We start from the raw sequence: 15241 nt of genomic DNA, 5'->3' as shown, positions 1-15241 counted from the left end.
CCAGCAGGACGGTTAACCACCGGTGCCACCAAGGCCCCGGCTCACATGGAGGACGGCAGCTTTGTCAATCGCGCACCTGGATCCGGTAGAGACGACCCGCGGATCTGAAGCCAGCCGCAAGCCGCCGCAGGACATCCCCGCCGAGCAGTCCGTGCTGGGCGGCATGATGCTGTCCAAGGATGCCATCGCCGACGTCGTGGAAATTCTTCGCGGCCAGGACTTCTACCGCCCGGCGCACGAAACCATTTACGAGGCCATCATCGACCTCTATGGCCGCGGTGAGCCCGCGGACGCCGTGACCGTCTCCGATGAGCTCACCAAGCGCGCAGAGATCAACAGGATCGGCGGCCCTGCCTACCTGCACGAGCTGATCCAGACCGTGCCCACCGCTGCCAACGCCGGCTACTACGCCGAGATCGTGGCTGAGCGGGCCGTGCTCCGGCGGCTCGTGAATGCCGGCACCAAGATCGTCCAGCTGGGTTACGGCTCCGACGGCGAGGTGGAGGACCTGGTGAACCAGGCCCAGGCCGAGGTGTACGCGGTGGCAGAGCGCCGCACTGCCGAGGACTACGTCGTCCTGAAGGACGTTATGGAGTCCACGGTGGACGAGATTGAAGCCTCCGGCCACCGCGGGGAGGGCATGACCGGCGTGCCCACGGGCTTCTACGAACTCGATGAGCTCACCCACGGCCTGCACCCAGGCCAGATGATTGTGATTGCGGCCCGCCCGGCTGTGGGTAAATCCACCTTCGCGCTGGACTTCGCCCGCTCGGCAGCCATCAAGAACAACCTGGCCACAGTGATGTTCTCTCTCGAAATGGGCCGGAACGAGATCGCCATGCGCCTCCTGTCCGCCGAAGCCACGATCGGGCTGCAGGACCTTCGCAAGGGCACCATCAAGGACGAGCAGTGGTCCAAGATCGCCACCACCATGGGCCGGATGAATGATGCCCCGCTCTTCATCGATGACAGCCCCAACATGTCGCTGATGGAGATCCGGGCAAAGTGCCGGCGCCTGAAGCAGCAGCACGATCTCAAACTGGTGATCCTCGACTACCTGCAGCTGATGAGCTCTGGCAAGAAGGTCGAGTCCCGCCAGCAGGAGGTCTCCGAGTTCTCACGTGCACTGAAGCTCCTGGCCAAGGAGCTCCAGGTCCCCGTGATCGCGCTGTCACAGCTCAACCGTGGCTCTGAGCAGCGCCAGGACAAGCGGCCCATGGTCTCCGACCTTCGCGAATCGGGTTCCATCGAGCAGGACGCCGACATGGTGATCCTGCTTCACCGTGAGGACGTCTACGACAAGGAATCCCCCCGCGCCGGGGAAGCTGACATCCTTGTGGCCAAGCACCGTAACGGCCCCACCAAGGACATCGTGGTTGCCTTCCAGGGCCACTACTCCCGGTTCGCCAACATGGCAGCCGACGCCGGCGGCGGGGGCTTCTAGGATCATCCTCCGCCTGGTGCCCCGGGCCTAGCCTTGGGCCAGCAGGTGGTTGGGCAGCCGGTTTCCCGGTGCAGTTCCCCGGATTTCCAGCAGTTCGCGGGCATGGGCGTGCAGTCTCTTGTCCTCTTCGCTGACCGGCACCCAGGGGCGTACGGGGACCGAGTTGCCGTCCGCGTCGCGCGCCACCATCACCGTCAGGCAGTACGTGGTGAGGTTCATCTCGCGGCTCTTGGGATCGCCTGAACGGACATGTACGGCAATATGCATACCCTTGGTGCCGGTGTACACGAGCCGCGCCTCCACCTCCACCACGTGGCCAATCAACAGCGGACGGTAGAACCGGACGCCGCCTGAGAAGACCGCCACGGTGTCCATGCCGCAGTACCGGGAGGCGCACACGTAGGCGGCCTCGTCGATCCACTTCATGACGATCCCGCCGTGGACCTTGCCGCCCCAGTTCACGTCGGTGGGTGCGGCCATGAACCGTAAGGTCACCCGTTCGGCCGTTCCCGCATCCGTATATTCCTGACGGTTCATGGCTTCGACGATCTGTTCACGCACCTTGATGCGTGCCAGGGCGTGGTCCCGCTGTTCGATCTCCTCGGCGGTGACGGGTTGGAACTGCTGTACCGGGATCGGTTTTCCGTCCTCGCCCACAGCAACGAAAATCACCATGCACTGGCTTCGCATGGTGGCCGGACCGCCCTTGGGATCCCCGGAGGAAACCACGGTTCGGATGTGCATCGACGACCGTCCGGTGTAGACGATGGTGGCCTCGACCTCCACCATGTCACCGCTGTTGACGGGATCAGCGAAGTGGATGTTTCCCACGTAGGCGGTGACGCAGTAGGACTTCGCCCATCCCACGGCTGCGGCATATGCTGCCTTGTCCACCCACTCCAGGACAGTTCCGGCATCCACGGAGCCGCTGTGGCCCACATCCGTGGGAGCGGCCAGAAAGCGGAGTGTCACTGAGTTGGAGGCAGGCGTCTCGGTCATGCTGTGATCATACTGACGGCCGGTGTTACCCACCGGTCGGTGACTCCCACAAAGCTGTTGAGGCAACATCAGCCACACCCGGGGGTCGCAGGTGACCGGGGCGGTTGCGGGGCTGGTGGCGGGTTAACGGCCGACGGCGGACGCGCACCAGGGTGCCCATCCGCCGTCGCGCCTTTCCGGATCCGAGCCGGAGGCGGTGGGTCAGGCCAGGACGGCAAGCTTTGAGTTGCTCCGGCCGAAGAGGGCGCGGTCCAGCGACGCGCGGCCTGCGCCGGTCAGGGCCAGGGCAAAAGCTCCAGCTGCGAGGAGAAGCACCAGCTCATACCCGCCGTTGGCGGCAAAAACTCCGGCCGGGGCATGCACCAGGAAGAGGGCGCCAAGCATGTTCAGGGCCAGCAGGGCGGCCACCACGCGGGTGAGGATGCCCAGGACCAGGGCAATGCCGCCTGCAAACTCCAGGACGGCAACGGCCGGTGCGGCAATTTCCGCTGCCGGAACGCCCATCTTGGCGAACGAGGCCTGCGTTCCTGCGATGGTCCATTCGTTGAACTTCTGCCACCCGTGGGCTGCAAAAAGGAAGCCCAGGACAATCCGGAGGGCAGTGATGGCGGTAGTGGTGAGTCGTGACTGATTCATGGCTCCAGTGTCCATCGTGAATAGTTGAAGAGTCAACTATTCACGTCATAATGTGTTCCTTGTCATGCAAGTCTGACTGCCTGCGGCTGGCCGATTAGGCTGGCAGCGTGCCATACCTGCCTGCCTCCGCCACCGCTGCGCCGCGCAAGGGGCAGGCCCGCGACATCCTTAGGCTGGCTGTTCCGGCGTTCGGCGCGCTGGTGGCGGAACCCCTGTTCCTGCTTGCCGATTCCGCCATCATTGGCCACCTTGGAGTGGCGCAGCTGGCCGGGGTCGGATTGGCATCGGCGGTGCTGCATACCGCAGTGGGCCTGATGGTTTTCCTGGCCTACTCGACCACTCCCGCCGTGGCGCGTGCCATCGGCGACGGCCAGCTGGGGAAAGCCCTGGCGGCCGGGCGCGACGGCGTGTGGCTGGCGCTGCTGCTCGGCGTGGTCCTCGCCGTGGCCGGCTTCCTGGCAGCGGATCCGCTGGTCGGACTCCTGGGGGCGGACGGCGAGGTGCGCGCCTTCGCCGTCGATTACCTGCGCTGGTCCATGCCGGGGCTGGTGGCAATGCTGCTCATCTTTGCCGGCACGGGCCTCCTCCGCGGACTGCAGGACACCCGGACGCCGCTGGTGGTGGCCACTGCCGGGTTCGCCCTGAACATCGTGCTGAACCTGTGGCTCGTGTACGGGCTGGGCTGGTCCGTGACCGGCTCGGCGGTGGGTACCAGCGTGGCGCAGTGGGCCATGGCCGGTGTCTACCTTCTCATCGTCCGACGGAATGCCGTACGCAGCGGGGTGGGCCTGCTGCCCAGCTGGCGGGGCATCCGCAGCATGGCGCGCGTGGGATCCTGGCTGATGCTGCGCACCCTGAGCCTCAGGATCGCCATCCTGGCGACGGTGGTTGTGGTTACCTCGCAGGGCGCTGTCAACCTTGCCGCCCACCAGCTGGCAATGACCATATTTTCCTTCCTGGCGTTTGCCCTGGATGCGCTGGCCATTGCCGCCCAGGCACTGATCGGCAAGGAGCTGGGGGCCTCGAATGCCGGCAAGGCACGGCTCCTCACCGGAACCATGGTCCGTTGGGGCCTTGGCTTTGGCGCAGTGACGGGACTTCTTCTGGCGGTGGCGGCCCCGTGGGCCGGTGCCCTCTTCACCTCCGATCCCCAGGTGAGGTCGGCACTGGCCCTCGCCCTGTGGGTCCTCGCCGCGGGCCAGCCCCTCGCCGGCTATGTCTTCGTCCTGGACGGGGTGCTGATCGGTGCCGGGGACGCCAGGTACCTTGCCCTGGCCGGCGTCATGAATCTCGCCGCCTACGTGCCGATGCTTGCGGCCGTTGCATTGCTGGGAGCCGGGGGCGGCGCGGGCCTGGCCTGGCTGTGGGCCGCCTTTGCCCTCGGCTACATGGCGGCCCGCGCCGTGACGCTCGGCCTGCGTGCCCGGTCGGACCGCTGGATGGTGCTCGGGTCCGCATGAGTGCCCCGGGATCCCCAAAGTTCGGCCGGTGGCGCGCCGCCACTAAACTGGACCGGTGACGCAACCAAGGACACCCGCAGGCACCACTTCCGGAAACGACGCCAGGCCCGGCCTTTGGCAGCCGGTCCTGCTCCGCTCGGCGGCCGCCCTGGTGTTCGGTGCCCTCACCATCTTTTGGGCGGCGCCCTCCATCGAGGTCATGGGATGGGCCGGAGGGCTGTACCTTCTGGCCACCGGCGTGCTGCTGCTCCGTACTGTTCCCGCCGCCGGGCTGCCCCAGGGAGCCGCGCCGGGCAAGATGCTCGCGGCCGCGGGTGCGGTGATGGCCGGCGCGGGATTTTCCCTGGTGCTGATGCATGGGGACCTGCTGTTTGGCGTGGTCGCTGCCGTCGGCCTGGGCCTGGCTGGAGCGCTTGAGCTGGCCATCGGGCTGACGCTCCGCGGCCGCCATGTCCTGGCCCGCGACTGGATCACTTCAGGAATTATTGGCCTCGGCACCGCAGCCCTCCTGCCGTTCTTTATCGGGCTGGGCGCCCACGCGCTGCTGGGAGTGGCCGGCGGAGGAGCCATCATTTCGGGTGTCCTGTGGGTCCTGTCAGGCCTGACCCTCCGGCACGATGCCCGCAGCGCCGCCGGTAACCCGTAAACTAGGAAAGCGCGGTTCTACTTCTTGTAGAAAAAATTGCCGGGCAAACCACCGCAACACTTAAACCAGGCCGGCCGGCGTGCCGCCTGCAGGGAGGAACCACCGTGGCAGACCAGCATCCAGGAAAACCGCGCAGGCTGCGGACCTCGGTGAGGGGCCCGCTGATGTTCTCCGCGTTCTGGGCCGTGATCGCTTTCCTTGCCGTTGTCATCTTCGCTTCCGGCGGCAGCGCCCGTGCCCCCCGCTTTGACCTGGCCTTCACTGCGGCCGGCATCGCATTCATCGTCACGCTGGTGGTGGCGGCGATGCTCGCCATGAGCCACAAGGAGAATGCGGAGCATCTGGGCAAAGGCTCCGGCGTGAACCTCAGTTCAGCCCGGAAGCCGTCCCACGGCTTCGGCGCAGCTCCGGGCCCGCAGGACCCGCCGGCCGACGGCACGGACACCCGGGGCAGCCACTAGCCGGTGGCCGCCTGCCGCGCCCGGTAGGCGGCGACGTGCGCGCGGTTGGCGCAGTTGCCGGTATCGCAGTAGCGCTTCGACCTGTTCCGGCTGAGGTCCAGGACGGCAGCATCACAATCCTCCGCCTCGCAGGTCCGCATCCGGTCCATCTCCTTGCCGCGGATGACGTCCGCCAGGGCCATTGCGGCCTCGGTGCTCATCCTGTACACCAGCGGAGCCTCCGGCGTGGTGGCGTGCAGGTGCCAGTCCCAGTCGTCGTGCTTGACCAGCTGGGGCAAGGCGCGTGCCTCCCGCAAGAGGCGGTTTACCGTCTCCACCGCGGCATCTTCGTCTGCCGTCCACAGCTCAGAAAGCTCGTGGCGCAGGCGGCGGACGCTTTCCAGCTCATCCCCGTCCCGGGTGCGGGACCCGCTGAAGCCCTCGGCTGCCAGGAACCGGTCCAGGTCCGCCTGGGTGGCAAGGCCCTCGCTCCCGTTCGCAGCTGAATTGACCAGGTTCACCACGGTCCGCAGCGCCACCTCAGTGTCAGGGGCAAAAACCATCTTGACTCCTTACAGCGCCGTCCCGTACTGTCATGACCATAACCCATTTTACTCCTGACAGGAGCCGATCAATGTCCGCTGCACGCAGCGCGCCCGGCCGTCTGCCCGTGGCCAGGCGCGGCTTCCTCGCCTCCGGCTTGGGCATCGCACTCTTTTCATCCGCGGTCTTCGGCCTTTCCGGGTCCTTCGCCAAGGCCCTCCTGGAATCGGGATGGACTCCGGGGGCGGCCGTTACGGCACGGCTCACCGGCGCAGCCCTGATCCTCGCCGTGCCCGCCATCCCCGCTCTGAGGGGCCGCTGGCATCAACTGCGGGACAACTGGGTGACCATCGCGCTGTTCGGGCTGATCGGCGTCGCAGCCTGCCAGCTTTTCTACTTCAACGCAGTCGCGAGGCTGTCGGTAGGCGTGGCGCTGCTCCTCGAATACCTTGCCCCGGTGATCATTGTGCTCTGGCTCTGGGCCGCCAGCCGGAAGCGGCCGCGGCTGCTGACCTTTGGCGGGACGCTGCTGTCCCTCGCCGGCCTGGTCCTGGTCCTGGACCTGACCGGGGCCGTCAAGATTGACGTTGTTGGCGTCCTTTGGGGCATGGCCGCTGCCGTGTGCCTTGCCATCTACTTCTTCATCACCGCAAAGGAGAATGACACACTCCCGCCCATCGTGCTGGCCTCGGGCGGGCTGTTTGTCGGTGCCGCCGTGATGTGGCTTGCGGCTGCCACCGGCCTGCTGCCCATGGCATTCAGCACGGCCGACACCAGGCTGGGACCCTGGATCACGCCCTGGTGGGTGTCACTGGCGGGGCTCGTGGTCCTGGCAACAGTGCTGGCCTACGTCTCCGGCATCATGGCCGCACGGGCGCTGGGCTCCAAGGTGGCGTCGTTCGTGTCGCTGACCGAGGTCCTCTTCGCCGTCGTGTGGGCGTGGCTGCTGCTCGGCGAACTGCCCGGGGCCATCCAACTCCTGGGCGGCGTCCTGATCGTTGGAGGCGTAGTCCTGGTCCGGGTCGATGAGCTGCGCGGTCCGGGGGCCGGCCGCGCAACACGCGGGGAGGAGCCGCCCGGCCAGGAACTGCCCAGGGCAGCGTCGCCGCTGGAACACGCGAACGACGTCGAACCCGTTCCTTAGCGTGTACGGCACCGGGCGGACAGGACCTTAAACGCGGCGGGTCCGGACACCCCCTGGGTGTCCGGACCCGCCTGACGGACCGTGCGCAGTGCGCAGGGACTAGTTGGAGGCCTGCTCCTGCTGTTCGGCGTTGCGCTTGGCCTTGGTGCCGGCTTCCCTGAGCGCGTCGGCAACCTTGGTCAGCATGGTGGTGTGGGTACCGGACCATTCGTCACGGAACTTGTCCGCGTCCGGGCCCTTCCAGTTGGTGCTCTGCAGAAGGCTGTTGAGATTGGACTTCTGGTTGTCGATCTCGGTTGCACCTGCCTGAAGCTTGCTGCCCAGCTGACGAAGCTGCTGAACGTCTGCACCCCAAATAGCCATCAGTTTCTCCTCATAGAATCGTGGATCCGAACCAGGTCGGCATCCCCCTCGGCCCCCCGGCTCATCCGGAAGATCCATTGCCTAAAACCTACCCCGGCCGCTGAGGCAGCGTCGATGGGCAGCCCTGCCCATGCCGGGCTCCCCATGGCCGGTGCTTGCGCGAACCGCTCCGAAGGGGGTCGATCCCAGGCGTTCCAGAGCCTAGCATGGCTGTATGTGCCGGAATATCCGAACCCTCCACAACTTCGAACCGCACGCCACTTCGGAGGAAGTGCACGCCGCCGCCCTGCAGTACGTGCGCAAGATCAGCGGCAGCACCAAGCCGTCCAAGGCCAACCAGGAAGCCTTTGATGAGGCCGTCCACGAGATCGCCCACATCACCCAGCACCTCCTGGACGCCCTGGTTTCGCAGGCGCCGCCCAAGGACCGGGAAGCCGAGGCAGCCAAGGCCAGGGCGCGGGCAGCCGTACGCTACGGCGCCGCCTGAGCGCAGAGGCTGCGTCGCCCGGTCTAGCTGGCCGGCGGCTGCTTGCCGAAGCTTCGCAGGCGCAGCGAGTTGGCCACCACCAGGACCGAGCTGGCGGCCATGGCGGCCCCGGCGATCATCGGGTTGAGCAGGCCCAGGGCAGCCACCGGGATGCCCACGGCGTTGTAGAAGAATGCCCAGAAGAGGTTGGTCTTGATGGTGGCCAGGGTCCTGCGGGAGAGTTCGATGGCCTGCGCCACCTGGGCAAGGTTATTGCCCATCACCGTCAGGTCCGCGGCTTCGATGGCCACGTCCGTGCCGGAACCCATCGCAATACCCAGGTCAGCCTGGGCCAGTGCGGCAGCGTCATTCACGCCGTCTCCGGCCATGGCCACGGTGGCACCGCCGGCCTGGAGCCTGCGCACCGCCTCCACTTTCCCTTCGGGCAGGACCCCCGCGTAGACGTCTTCCTTGGCTATGCCGACGGCGGCCGCCACCTGGGCTGCAACGGCCGCGTTGTCACCGGTGAGCAGGATGGGGCGCAGGCCCAGCCGCTTCAGGTGCGCAATGGCGGCGGCGGAACCGTCCTTGAGGGTGTCCCGGAGGCTGATGATGCCGGCAACAAGGCCGTCCACGGCAACCCAGATAGCGGTGGCGCCGGAGGCTTCCGCAGCTGCCAGTGAGGCCTGCTGCTCCTGCGGGATGGTGATGTTGTTCTGCTCCAGCCAGCCTGTCCGGCCCGCCAGGACCACCCTGCCCTCGACGGTGCCGGTAACGCCGCCGCCGGGCGCGGAACGGAAGCCTTCCACGGCAGGGAGGGTGCCGTCGTCGTCCGCTGTGGGCAATCCCGTGGTATCCGCACGGGCCGCGGCAGTGATGGCCCTGGCCACCGGGTGCTCCGACGCTGCCTCCACGGCCCCCGCCAGGCGCAGCACCTCGCCTTCCCCGAAGTTCCCGAAGGCAACCGTCGCGTCCACGGCGAGAACGCCGGTGGTCACGGTCCCGGTCTTGTCCAGCAAAATGGTGTCAACGGTGCGGGTGTCCTCCAGAACCTGCGGCCCTTTGATGAGGATTCCCAGCTGGGCGCCGCGCCCCGTTCCCGTCAGCAGGCCAACCGGGGTGGCGAGGCCCAGCGCGCACGGGCAGGCAATCACCAGGACGGCGACGGCGGCGGTGAACGCCGAGCGGAGGTCGTCGCTGCCCACGTCCGGTCCCGTGAAGAGGAGCCAGAGGACGAACGTGAGCGCGGCAATGGCCAGGACCACCGGAACAAAGACTGAACTGATGCGGTCAGCGAGGCGGGCGATGGGTGCCTTGCCGGTCTGCGCCTGCGACACGAGCCGTGCCATTTGGGCAAGGGTCGTCTCGGAGCCAACGCGGGTTGCACGCACCAGCAGGCGGCCCGAGGTGTTGATGGTGGCGCCCGTGACACGGCTTCCCGGGCCTACCTCCACGGGCACCGATTCGCCGGTCACCAGTGAAGCGTCCACGGCCGAGTCCCCATCCGTCACCACGCCGTCGGTGGCGATCTTTTCGCCGGGGCGGACCACCAGGACATCATCCACCTGCAGGAGGTCGGCCCGGATGCGCTGTTCCTTGCCGTCACGGAGGACGGTGGCATCCTTGGCGCCCAGGTTCAGGAGTGCATGCAGGGCATCGCCGGCCTTTTGCTTGGCATTGGCCTCAAGGAAGCGGCCCAGGAGCAGGAACGTGGTGACGACGGCGGCCACCTCAAAGTAGAGGCCGCCGGTTTCCATGCCTTCCATCCCCGGATGTTCAGTCATGCGGGGATCCGCAAACAGCTGCCACGCGGAGAACAGGTACGCCGCCGTCACACCGATGGACACCAGCGTGTCCATGGTGGACGCGAGGTGGCGGGCGTTGACCGCCGCGGCCCGGTGGAACGGCCACGCTGCCCACGTCACCACAGGCAGGGCCAGGAGGGCTGCCACCCAGCCCCAGTGCGGGAACTGGGCTGCCGGCACCATCGAGATGACGAAAACGGGGACTGTCAGAACCGCGGCAAGGATCAGGCGGGGGCGAAGCTTCGCTGCGGACAGGTCCCCGGTTTCACCTGCAGGGCCTTGGCCCTGCTTGAGTGGCTGGCGGACGGTTGCCTTGTACCCCGCGGCTTCCACTGTTGCCGTGATCTGCTCGTCAGTGATGCCTGCCGGAACCGTCACGTGGGCTGATTCCAGGGGCAGGTTGACCGAGGCCTGCACGCCGTCGAGCTTGCCAAGTTTCTTCTCCACCCGGTTGACGCAGGAGGCGCAGGTCATGCCCTCGATGTCGAGTTCCACCACCCGGGTGGCGGGCCGGCGGAGGAGTTCCTGGTTGCTCATGGGGTTCCCTGCTTCAGTGGCGTTCTTAGGCTTCGTTGGCGACGACGAGGTAGCCGGCTTCGGCGACCGCTTCCCCGATCTCTGAAGGGGACAGCTCCGAGCTGGAGGTGATGGTCACTGTGGAGATGCCTCCGGCGTTCAGTTCCACCGACACCTCTTCGACGCCGGCCAGCGCTTCGAGTTCTTCGCTGACCGCCGAAACGCAGTGGCCGCAGGTCATTCCCGAGACGCTGACCCGTGTGGTGGTGGGGGAGGTGGTGCTCATGGCTGCTCCTTCAGGTTTGCCGGCGGTAACCGGCGCTTGTTGGGTAGGTTCTTTGTCAGCGGAGCAGCCGGCCGATGGCGTCGGCGGCTTCCTTGACCTTGGCGTCGATAGCGTCGGCACGGGCTGCCGGGTCCGGTTCGGAAGCCGCGCCCACTACGCAGTGGCCGATGTGCTCTTCCACCAGGCCAAGGCTGACGGCGTGCAGGGCCTTGGTGACGGCCGCAACCTGGGTGAGGATGTCAATGCAGTACTTGTCCTCATCCACCATGCGCGCGATCCCGCGGACCTGGCCCTCGATGCGCTTGAGCCGGCGGAGGTAGGCCTCCTTGTTGCCCGTATAGCCGTGCGGCGGCTGCAGGTCCGCAGTGTGTCCGCTGACTGCTTCTTCGATTCCGCTCATGACCACACCATATACCCCCTTGGGGTATACCCACAAGTACCCCTGGGGGGTATATAGTACTCGGGGCGTCTTCCCAACCCGGGCACAAAAAAGCTCCGGAGTGCGTTATTGGGGGATACGCACTCCGGAGCAGCTTTTGGGCAATACCCGGGTTCCATCCTGCTGGAACCCGTCTTGCTTGAATCAGCTTACTGGCTGGTAGTCCGGTCCGCCAGCACCCCGAATAAGTACTTTCGCTTTAGTTTCACGGCCGGTCGTCGTGGGCAGGCATCCGGTAGGGAACTATGAGGACAGGCCTGCTCTGGTGGTGCGTGAGCCAGGCACCCACGGACCCGCTGAGGGCTTCTGCCAGGCGATGGGAGAAGCCACGCTCAGAGGTTCCCACGATGATCATCGGCGCGTCGTTTTCGGCTGCGAGCCGGGCGAGGGCGCGGGCGGGATCCCCGGCGAGGGTCTGCAGGGTCCATTCCGCCGCCGCAGTACCGGGCGGGACGCCGGCCACCGCCGCTTCGATTGCGGACTTGAGTTCCAGCGCCACGGCACCGATGTTTGCGTCGTCCGTGTCGGGGTGCAGGGAGAGCCGGTGGGCGGGCCGCGCAGGGTCCCAGTCCACCAGGAAGCTGGCCTCGTCCACATAGGCGCAGAGCAACCGCGTCCCCAGGCGGGCGGCGAGTGAGACGGCGGTCTGCAGGACCTCAACGTGCTGTCCGGGTGCGATGCCCACCACCAGGGGAGGGTTGCTGTTCATCTGTTCCGGGCTCATAGCTTATTTTCAGCCTCCTTGAATGCTCTTGGATAGGGCGGGTGGAGAGCGCGTGCCTTTCGGGCCGTCAGGGAATGGCGGGCGAGGCCGTGACAACCACGTTTTTTCCCCACGGGTCCTCCGTGTAGCAGCTGATCAGGACCAGCCGGTTCGGCACGATCTCCCAAACGGGGCTGTCCTTGAGGGTGGCCTTGAGGTACGTGGTGACGGTGTCCACCTGGTAGGCGATGGTGCCGGCAGCCGTGTCCACCTCAAACCGGTCACCCACTGCTGCCGCTGAACTCAGGTGGTTGAAGGGTGCCTCCGCGCCGTCCCAGCTGTGTCCGATGACGTAGGTGGTGTTGGCCGAACCGTGGCCGGGGGTGCCGAAGGGCGCCAGCCAGTAGCCGTCCTTGGTTTCGGGCGGCACAACGGTCTGTTTGGCCCGGGCGTCGCTGTCCAGGTCCAGGCGGTGGACAGGGACGTCGAAGCCGGCGGACGGGTACCGGATACGGAGCGGCTCGGCGGCTTCGGGCAGCAGGGGGGCCGGGGCAGGACTGGCGGTGGAGTCGAAAGGCGCGGCGGTTCCTTCCGCTGGACCCGTAACCGCGATGGGCGCCGGGTCCGTGGCCGGGACGCCGGCGGCGGTTGGCTTCGCCGCCGTTATGGACCCCTGCGCGCTGCCACCAGGGGCTGAGTGCGTCAGGAGCGGTGCGCCGAAGCTGATGGACAGGAACGCCAGGATGCCGCACATGAGAATGGCCAGGTCCCCACGGTTCCAGCGCCGCGGTGCGCGCTTCGCGCCCACTGCGTGCCGGCTGGGGACCTTGGCCATGGTGCTCCTCGATATTTTGACGAAGGGAGGAATAGACGAGAGGAGGGAAGGCGCCCCGCCGGGCACTGGCGGGACGCCTTCCCTGTCAAGGGCCGCGGCCCGGTCCGTGCTCACCGAGCCACGAGCCGGGGGCTGCGGTGTGGCTGTGTCAGCCGGCCGTGGTGAACGGACGGGACCGGCGGCGGAGAGCCACTGCCGCTCCCGCTGCCGCCAACGCTCCCAGCCCGGCCAGCCATGACGGAATGCTGCCGGAACCACCGACGGCGGTCTGGGCGTTGTACCCCTGGTTGGTACCGAGGCTGGTGGCCCCCGTTACAGCGGTTGGCTGCTGGACGGCTGCCCGCGGAGCAGGCGCAACAGGTGCCGCTGCCTGCGGAGCCGCACCGGGCGCTGCTGCCGGCGGAACCACCACGGACTGTTCGGCAGCAGGAGTCAGCGCGGGCGCCTCCCCGGCGGGTGTTTGAACAACAGGTGTCTCCACCACCGGCGTCTCTACAACAGGTGTTTCCACCACCGGCGTCTCCACAACAGGTGTTTCCACCACCGGCTCCTCCTCAGCCGGCTCCTCCGGCAGTGTTTCGCCCGGCGGCAACGCCGCGCACTTCTCGACGTAGAGAAGTTTTCCGGCGTTGGTCCAGTTCTTGCCGGGCGACTCGGAGGTAGGCGGAATGATGTCCAGCGGGTGCTGGTCGTGGCCATTCAGGCCGTTGATGTTGAATTCCAGCGGCGTCCAGCTGCTTCCGTCGCTGTGGCAGACGATGACTCTTTCAGGCGCTGCCATGGCCGGTGCCGTAACGCTGAGCAGGCCCAGTCCCACGACCCCCACAGTCACAAAGGTACGTTTCATTGTTTTCTCCCCAGGTTTGAATGGTGAAACGGACCATGATGAGGAGGCCAGCACTTGCGCCGAATGCCCCAGCAACACGGTCAGCTTGCTTGAGTTTTCAGGCTAGGGGTGGGGGCTGGAGGCGGTCCTGAGTAGGGGGTACTCGTCTTTTCCGGCGACCGGACGATGCGGTTACTTGCGGGTACCCGCATCATCGGGGTCGCCCTGCACTGGCTACCTGCCTCCCGCGGGTGTATCTTGTCCGCGCATCCGCCCGGGCCTAACGTTGGAACATACGAAAGGTGCATGAAGTCATGGAAATCTACATGTGGTGGCTGGACCTGGACCTGGCAAGCAAGGAATGGCTGCGGGAAAACCTTCGGGCCGAGGAGTTGCCCCTTCCGGTGCTCCAGGGGATTGCGGAAGCGGGCGGCCCCCATCCGGACAATCCAGCGGCCGTCCTGACCCCGGCCGACTGGGACTTTATCGAAACCCAGTCGGAGTTCGTGGACTAGGATTCGGCAGGCCCGCGGTGACACAAAATAACCATTGCGGGCTGCTGTGCTCGGTGGTTGCATGGTGGGCATGGCAACCGCAGAGAGTTTTGTCTTAGCGATCGGGACCAAAAAGGGCCTCTGGCTGGCCACCAGCAGTGACAGGCAACAATGGTCTTTCACTGGCCCGCACTTCCTCATGAGTGAGATCCCCAGCATCGGCATAGACACCCGGGAGGGCCGGACCCGGATCATGGTGGGCGTCCGCAGTGAGCATTGGGGGCCCACCGTTGCGCACTCCGATGACCTGGGTGCCACATGGTCTGAGCCCGAGCAGGGCGCCGTCAGGTTTCCGGAGGACACGGGTGCCGCGCTGGAGCGCATCTGGCAGATTTATCCGGACGCGGAGGAACGTCCGGGCGTCGTCTGGGCGGGAGCGGAGCCCATTTCCGTGTGGAAATCCACCGACGGCGGTGAACACTTTGAACTGAACCGCGGGCTGTGGGACCATCCCCACCGCAGCGAGTGGGGCGCGGGCTACGGCGGTGCCGCCGCGCACTCCATCGTGGTCCATCCGGCCGGGGAGACGGTGCACGTGGCCATGAGCACGGGAGGCGTCTACCGGTCGCTCGACGGCGGCACCTCCTGGGAGCCGCGCAACCGCGGCATTTCGGCCTACTTCATGCCCGACCCCAACCCGGAGTTCGGGCAGTGCGTCCACAAGATCGCAGCGGATGCCGCCGTCGACGGCCGCCTCTACGCCCAGAACCACCACGGCGTCTACCGCACGGATGACAACGCGGACAGCTGGAACTCCATCGCGGAGGGACTGCCGGCGGATTTCGGCTTTGTGATGCTCACCCATCCCCGCCGGGAGGGCACGGCGTGGGTCATCCCCCTGAAAGCGGACGGCGAACGCATTCCGCCGGACGGCGAGCTGGCCGTCCACCGCACGGACGACGCCGGGTCCACTTGGAAAAGGCTCAGCAACGGCTTGCCCGCCGGGGAATACAACAGCGTCCTGCGCGATGCTGCCTCGGTGGACACAGCGGAGCCGGCCGGGGTCTATTTTGGGACGCGCGGCGGCTCGGTCTACGCGAGTGCGGACGAAGGGGCGACATTCCGGGAGGTTGTGTCCCATCTCCCGGATGTGCTCTGTGTCCGGGCAGCCGTGATCTCAGGTGCCTGACAGCAGC

The 15241-nt window shown here is 66.7% G+C and carries 18 protein-coding genes; 8 read left to right on the top strand and 10 right to left on the bottom strand.

The annotated features are described in order from the left end of the window. The first annotated feature begins 61 nt into the window (after positions 1-61). Complete coding sequence (dnaB, locus tag AC4BCK_RS20600) at positions 62-1444, top strand: replicative DNA helicase (protein WP_066272593.1); 1383 nt, start codon at positions 62-64, stop codon at positions 1442-1444. Positions 1445-1471: 27 nt separating this feature from the next. On the opposite strand, the gene AC4BCK_RS20595 is transcribed toward dnaB, so the two are convergent. Beyond that, entirely contained in the window at positions 1472-2443 is a 972-nt protein-coding gene (locus AC4BCK_RS20595; protein WP_490566422.1) for an acyl-CoA thioesterase, read from the bottom strand. A gap of 201 nt (positions 2444-2644) precedes the next feature. Further along, complete coding sequence (locus AC4BCK_RS20590) at positions 2645-3079, bottom strand: DoxX family protein (protein ID WP_251424472.1); 435 nt, start codon at positions 3077-3079, stop codon at positions 2645-2647. A 107-nt stretch (positions 3080-3186) separates the two neighbouring features. Here AC4BCK_RS20590 and AC4BCK_RS20585 point away from each other — a divergent pair, with 107 nt between their 5' ends. From AC4BCK_RS20585 to AC4BCK_RS20575, 3 genes are all read left to right on the top strand, one after another. Beyond that, entirely contained in the window at positions 3187-4539 is a 1353-nt protein-coding gene (locus tag AC4BCK_RS20585) for an MATE family efflux transporter (RefSeq protein ID WP_174177810.1), read from the top strand. Between the two features lie 55 nt (positions 4540-4594). Beyond that, positions 4595-5185 carry a hypothetical protein gene (locus AC4BCK_RS20580; protein WP_490566421.1) on the top strand — a complete coding sequence of 197 codons (591 nt, stop codon included), beginning with the start codon at positions 4595-4597 and terminating at the stop codon, positions 5183-5185. Positions 5186-5289: 104 nt separating this feature from the next. Beyond that, positions 5290-5646, top strand: coding sequence for a hypothetical protein (locus AC4BCK_RS20575; protein ID WP_174177806.1), 357 nt, complete (start codon positions 5290-5292; stop codon positions 5644-5646). Here AC4BCK_RS20575 and AC4BCK_RS20570 read toward each other — a convergent pair. Beyond that, entirely contained in the window at positions 5643-6188 is a 546-nt protein-coding gene (locus AC4BCK_RS20570; protein ID WP_104186797.1) for a CGNR zinc finger domain-containing protein, read from the bottom strand. The genes AC4BCK_RS20575 and AC4BCK_RS20570 overlap by 4 nt on opposite strands. 71 nt (positions 6189-6259) lie before the next feature. Here AC4BCK_RS20570 and AC4BCK_RS20565 point away from each other — a divergent pair, with 71 nt between their 5' ends. Then, positions 6260-7312, top strand: coding sequence for an EamA family transporter (locus AC4BCK_RS20565; RefSeq protein WP_251424464.1), 1053 nt, complete (start codon positions 6260-6262; stop codon positions 7310-7312). Positions 7313-7411: 99 nt separating this feature from the next. Here AC4BCK_RS20565 and AC4BCK_RS20560 read toward each other — a convergent pair whose 3' ends face one another. Continuing rightward, positions 7412-7675: a WXG100 family type VII secretion target gene (locus AC4BCK_RS20560; RefSeq protein ID WP_104186801.1), complete on the bottom strand. Its 264-nt coding sequence runs from the start codon at positions 7673-7675 to the stop codon at positions 7412-7414. Between the two features lie 214 nt (positions 7676-7889). Between AC4BCK_RS20560 and AC4BCK_RS20555 the strand changes: the two genes are divergently transcribed. Continuing rightward, positions 7890-8162 (top strand): DUF2277 domain-containing protein, encoded by a 273-nt coding sequence (locus AC4BCK_RS20555; protein WP_174177798.1) that lies wholly within the window; start codon positions 7890-7892, stop codon positions 8160-8162. Positions 8163-8185: 23 nt separating this feature from the next. On the opposite strand, the gene AC4BCK_RS20550 is transcribed toward AC4BCK_RS20555, so the two are convergent. From AC4BCK_RS20550 to AC4BCK_RS20525, 6 genes are all read right to left on the bottom strand, one after another. Beyond that, positions 8186-10483, bottom strand: coding sequence for a heavy metal translocating P-type ATPase (locus tag AC4BCK_RS20550; protein WP_490566420.1), 2298 nt, complete (start codon positions 10481-10483; stop codon positions 8186-8188). A 25-nt stretch (positions 10484-10508) separates the two neighbouring features. Then, the gene (locus AC4BCK_RS20545; protein WP_174177794.1) at positions 10509-10748 is read right to left on the bottom strand and encodes a heavy-metal-associated domain-containing protein; all 240 of its coding nucleotides are present in this window, start codon (positions 10746-10748) and stop codon (positions 10509-10511) included. Between the two features lie 55 nt (positions 10749-10803). Next, positions 10804-11148, bottom strand: coding sequence for a metal-sensitive transcriptional regulator (locus AC4BCK_RS20540; RefSeq protein WP_174177792.1), 345 nt, complete (start codon positions 11146-11148; stop codon positions 10804-10806). 244 nt (positions 11149-11392) lie between these two features. Beyond that, positions 11393-11911: a universal stress protein gene (locus AC4BCK_RS20535; protein ID WP_174177790.1), complete on the bottom strand. Its 519-nt coding sequence runs from the start codon at positions 11909-11911 to the stop codon at positions 11393-11395. Between the two features lie 67 nt (positions 11912-11978). After that, positions 11979-12725: a class F sortase gene (locus tag AC4BCK_RS20530; RefSeq protein WP_174177788.1), complete on the bottom strand. Its 747-nt coding sequence runs from the start codon at positions 12723-12725 to the stop codon at positions 11979-11981. 148 nt (positions 12726-12873) lie between these two features. Continuing rightward, positions 12874-13572 carry a hypothetical protein gene (locus AC4BCK_RS20525; RefSeq protein ID WP_490566419.1) on the bottom strand — a complete coding sequence of 233 codons (699 nt, stop codon included), beginning with the start codon at positions 13570-13572 and terminating at the stop codon, positions 12874-12876. Positions 13573-13865: 293 nt separating this feature from the next. Here AC4BCK_RS20525 and AC4BCK_RS20520 point away from each other — a divergent pair, with 293 nt between their 5' ends. Both AC4BCK_RS20520 and AC4BCK_RS20515 read left to right on the top strand, forming a co-directional pair. Then, the gene (locus AC4BCK_RS20520) at positions 13866-14066 is read left to right on the top strand and encodes a hypothetical protein (protein WP_066280037.1); all 201 of its coding nucleotides are present in this window, start codon (positions 13866-13868) and stop codon (positions 14064-14066) included. Positions 14067-14127: 61 nt separating this feature from the next. Further along, positions 14128-15234 carry a WD40/YVTN/BNR-like repeat-containing protein gene (locus AC4BCK_RS20515; protein WP_174177783.1) on the top strand — a complete coding sequence of 369 codons (1107 nt, stop codon included), beginning with the start codon at positions 14128-14130 and terminating at the stop codon, positions 15232-15234. The last annotated feature ends 7 nt before the right edge of the window (positions 15235-15241 follow it).

The organism is Pseudarthrobacter sp. As-47 (assembly GCF_058215595.1).
This window is presented reverse-complemented; position numbering and strand designations above follow the sequence as displayed.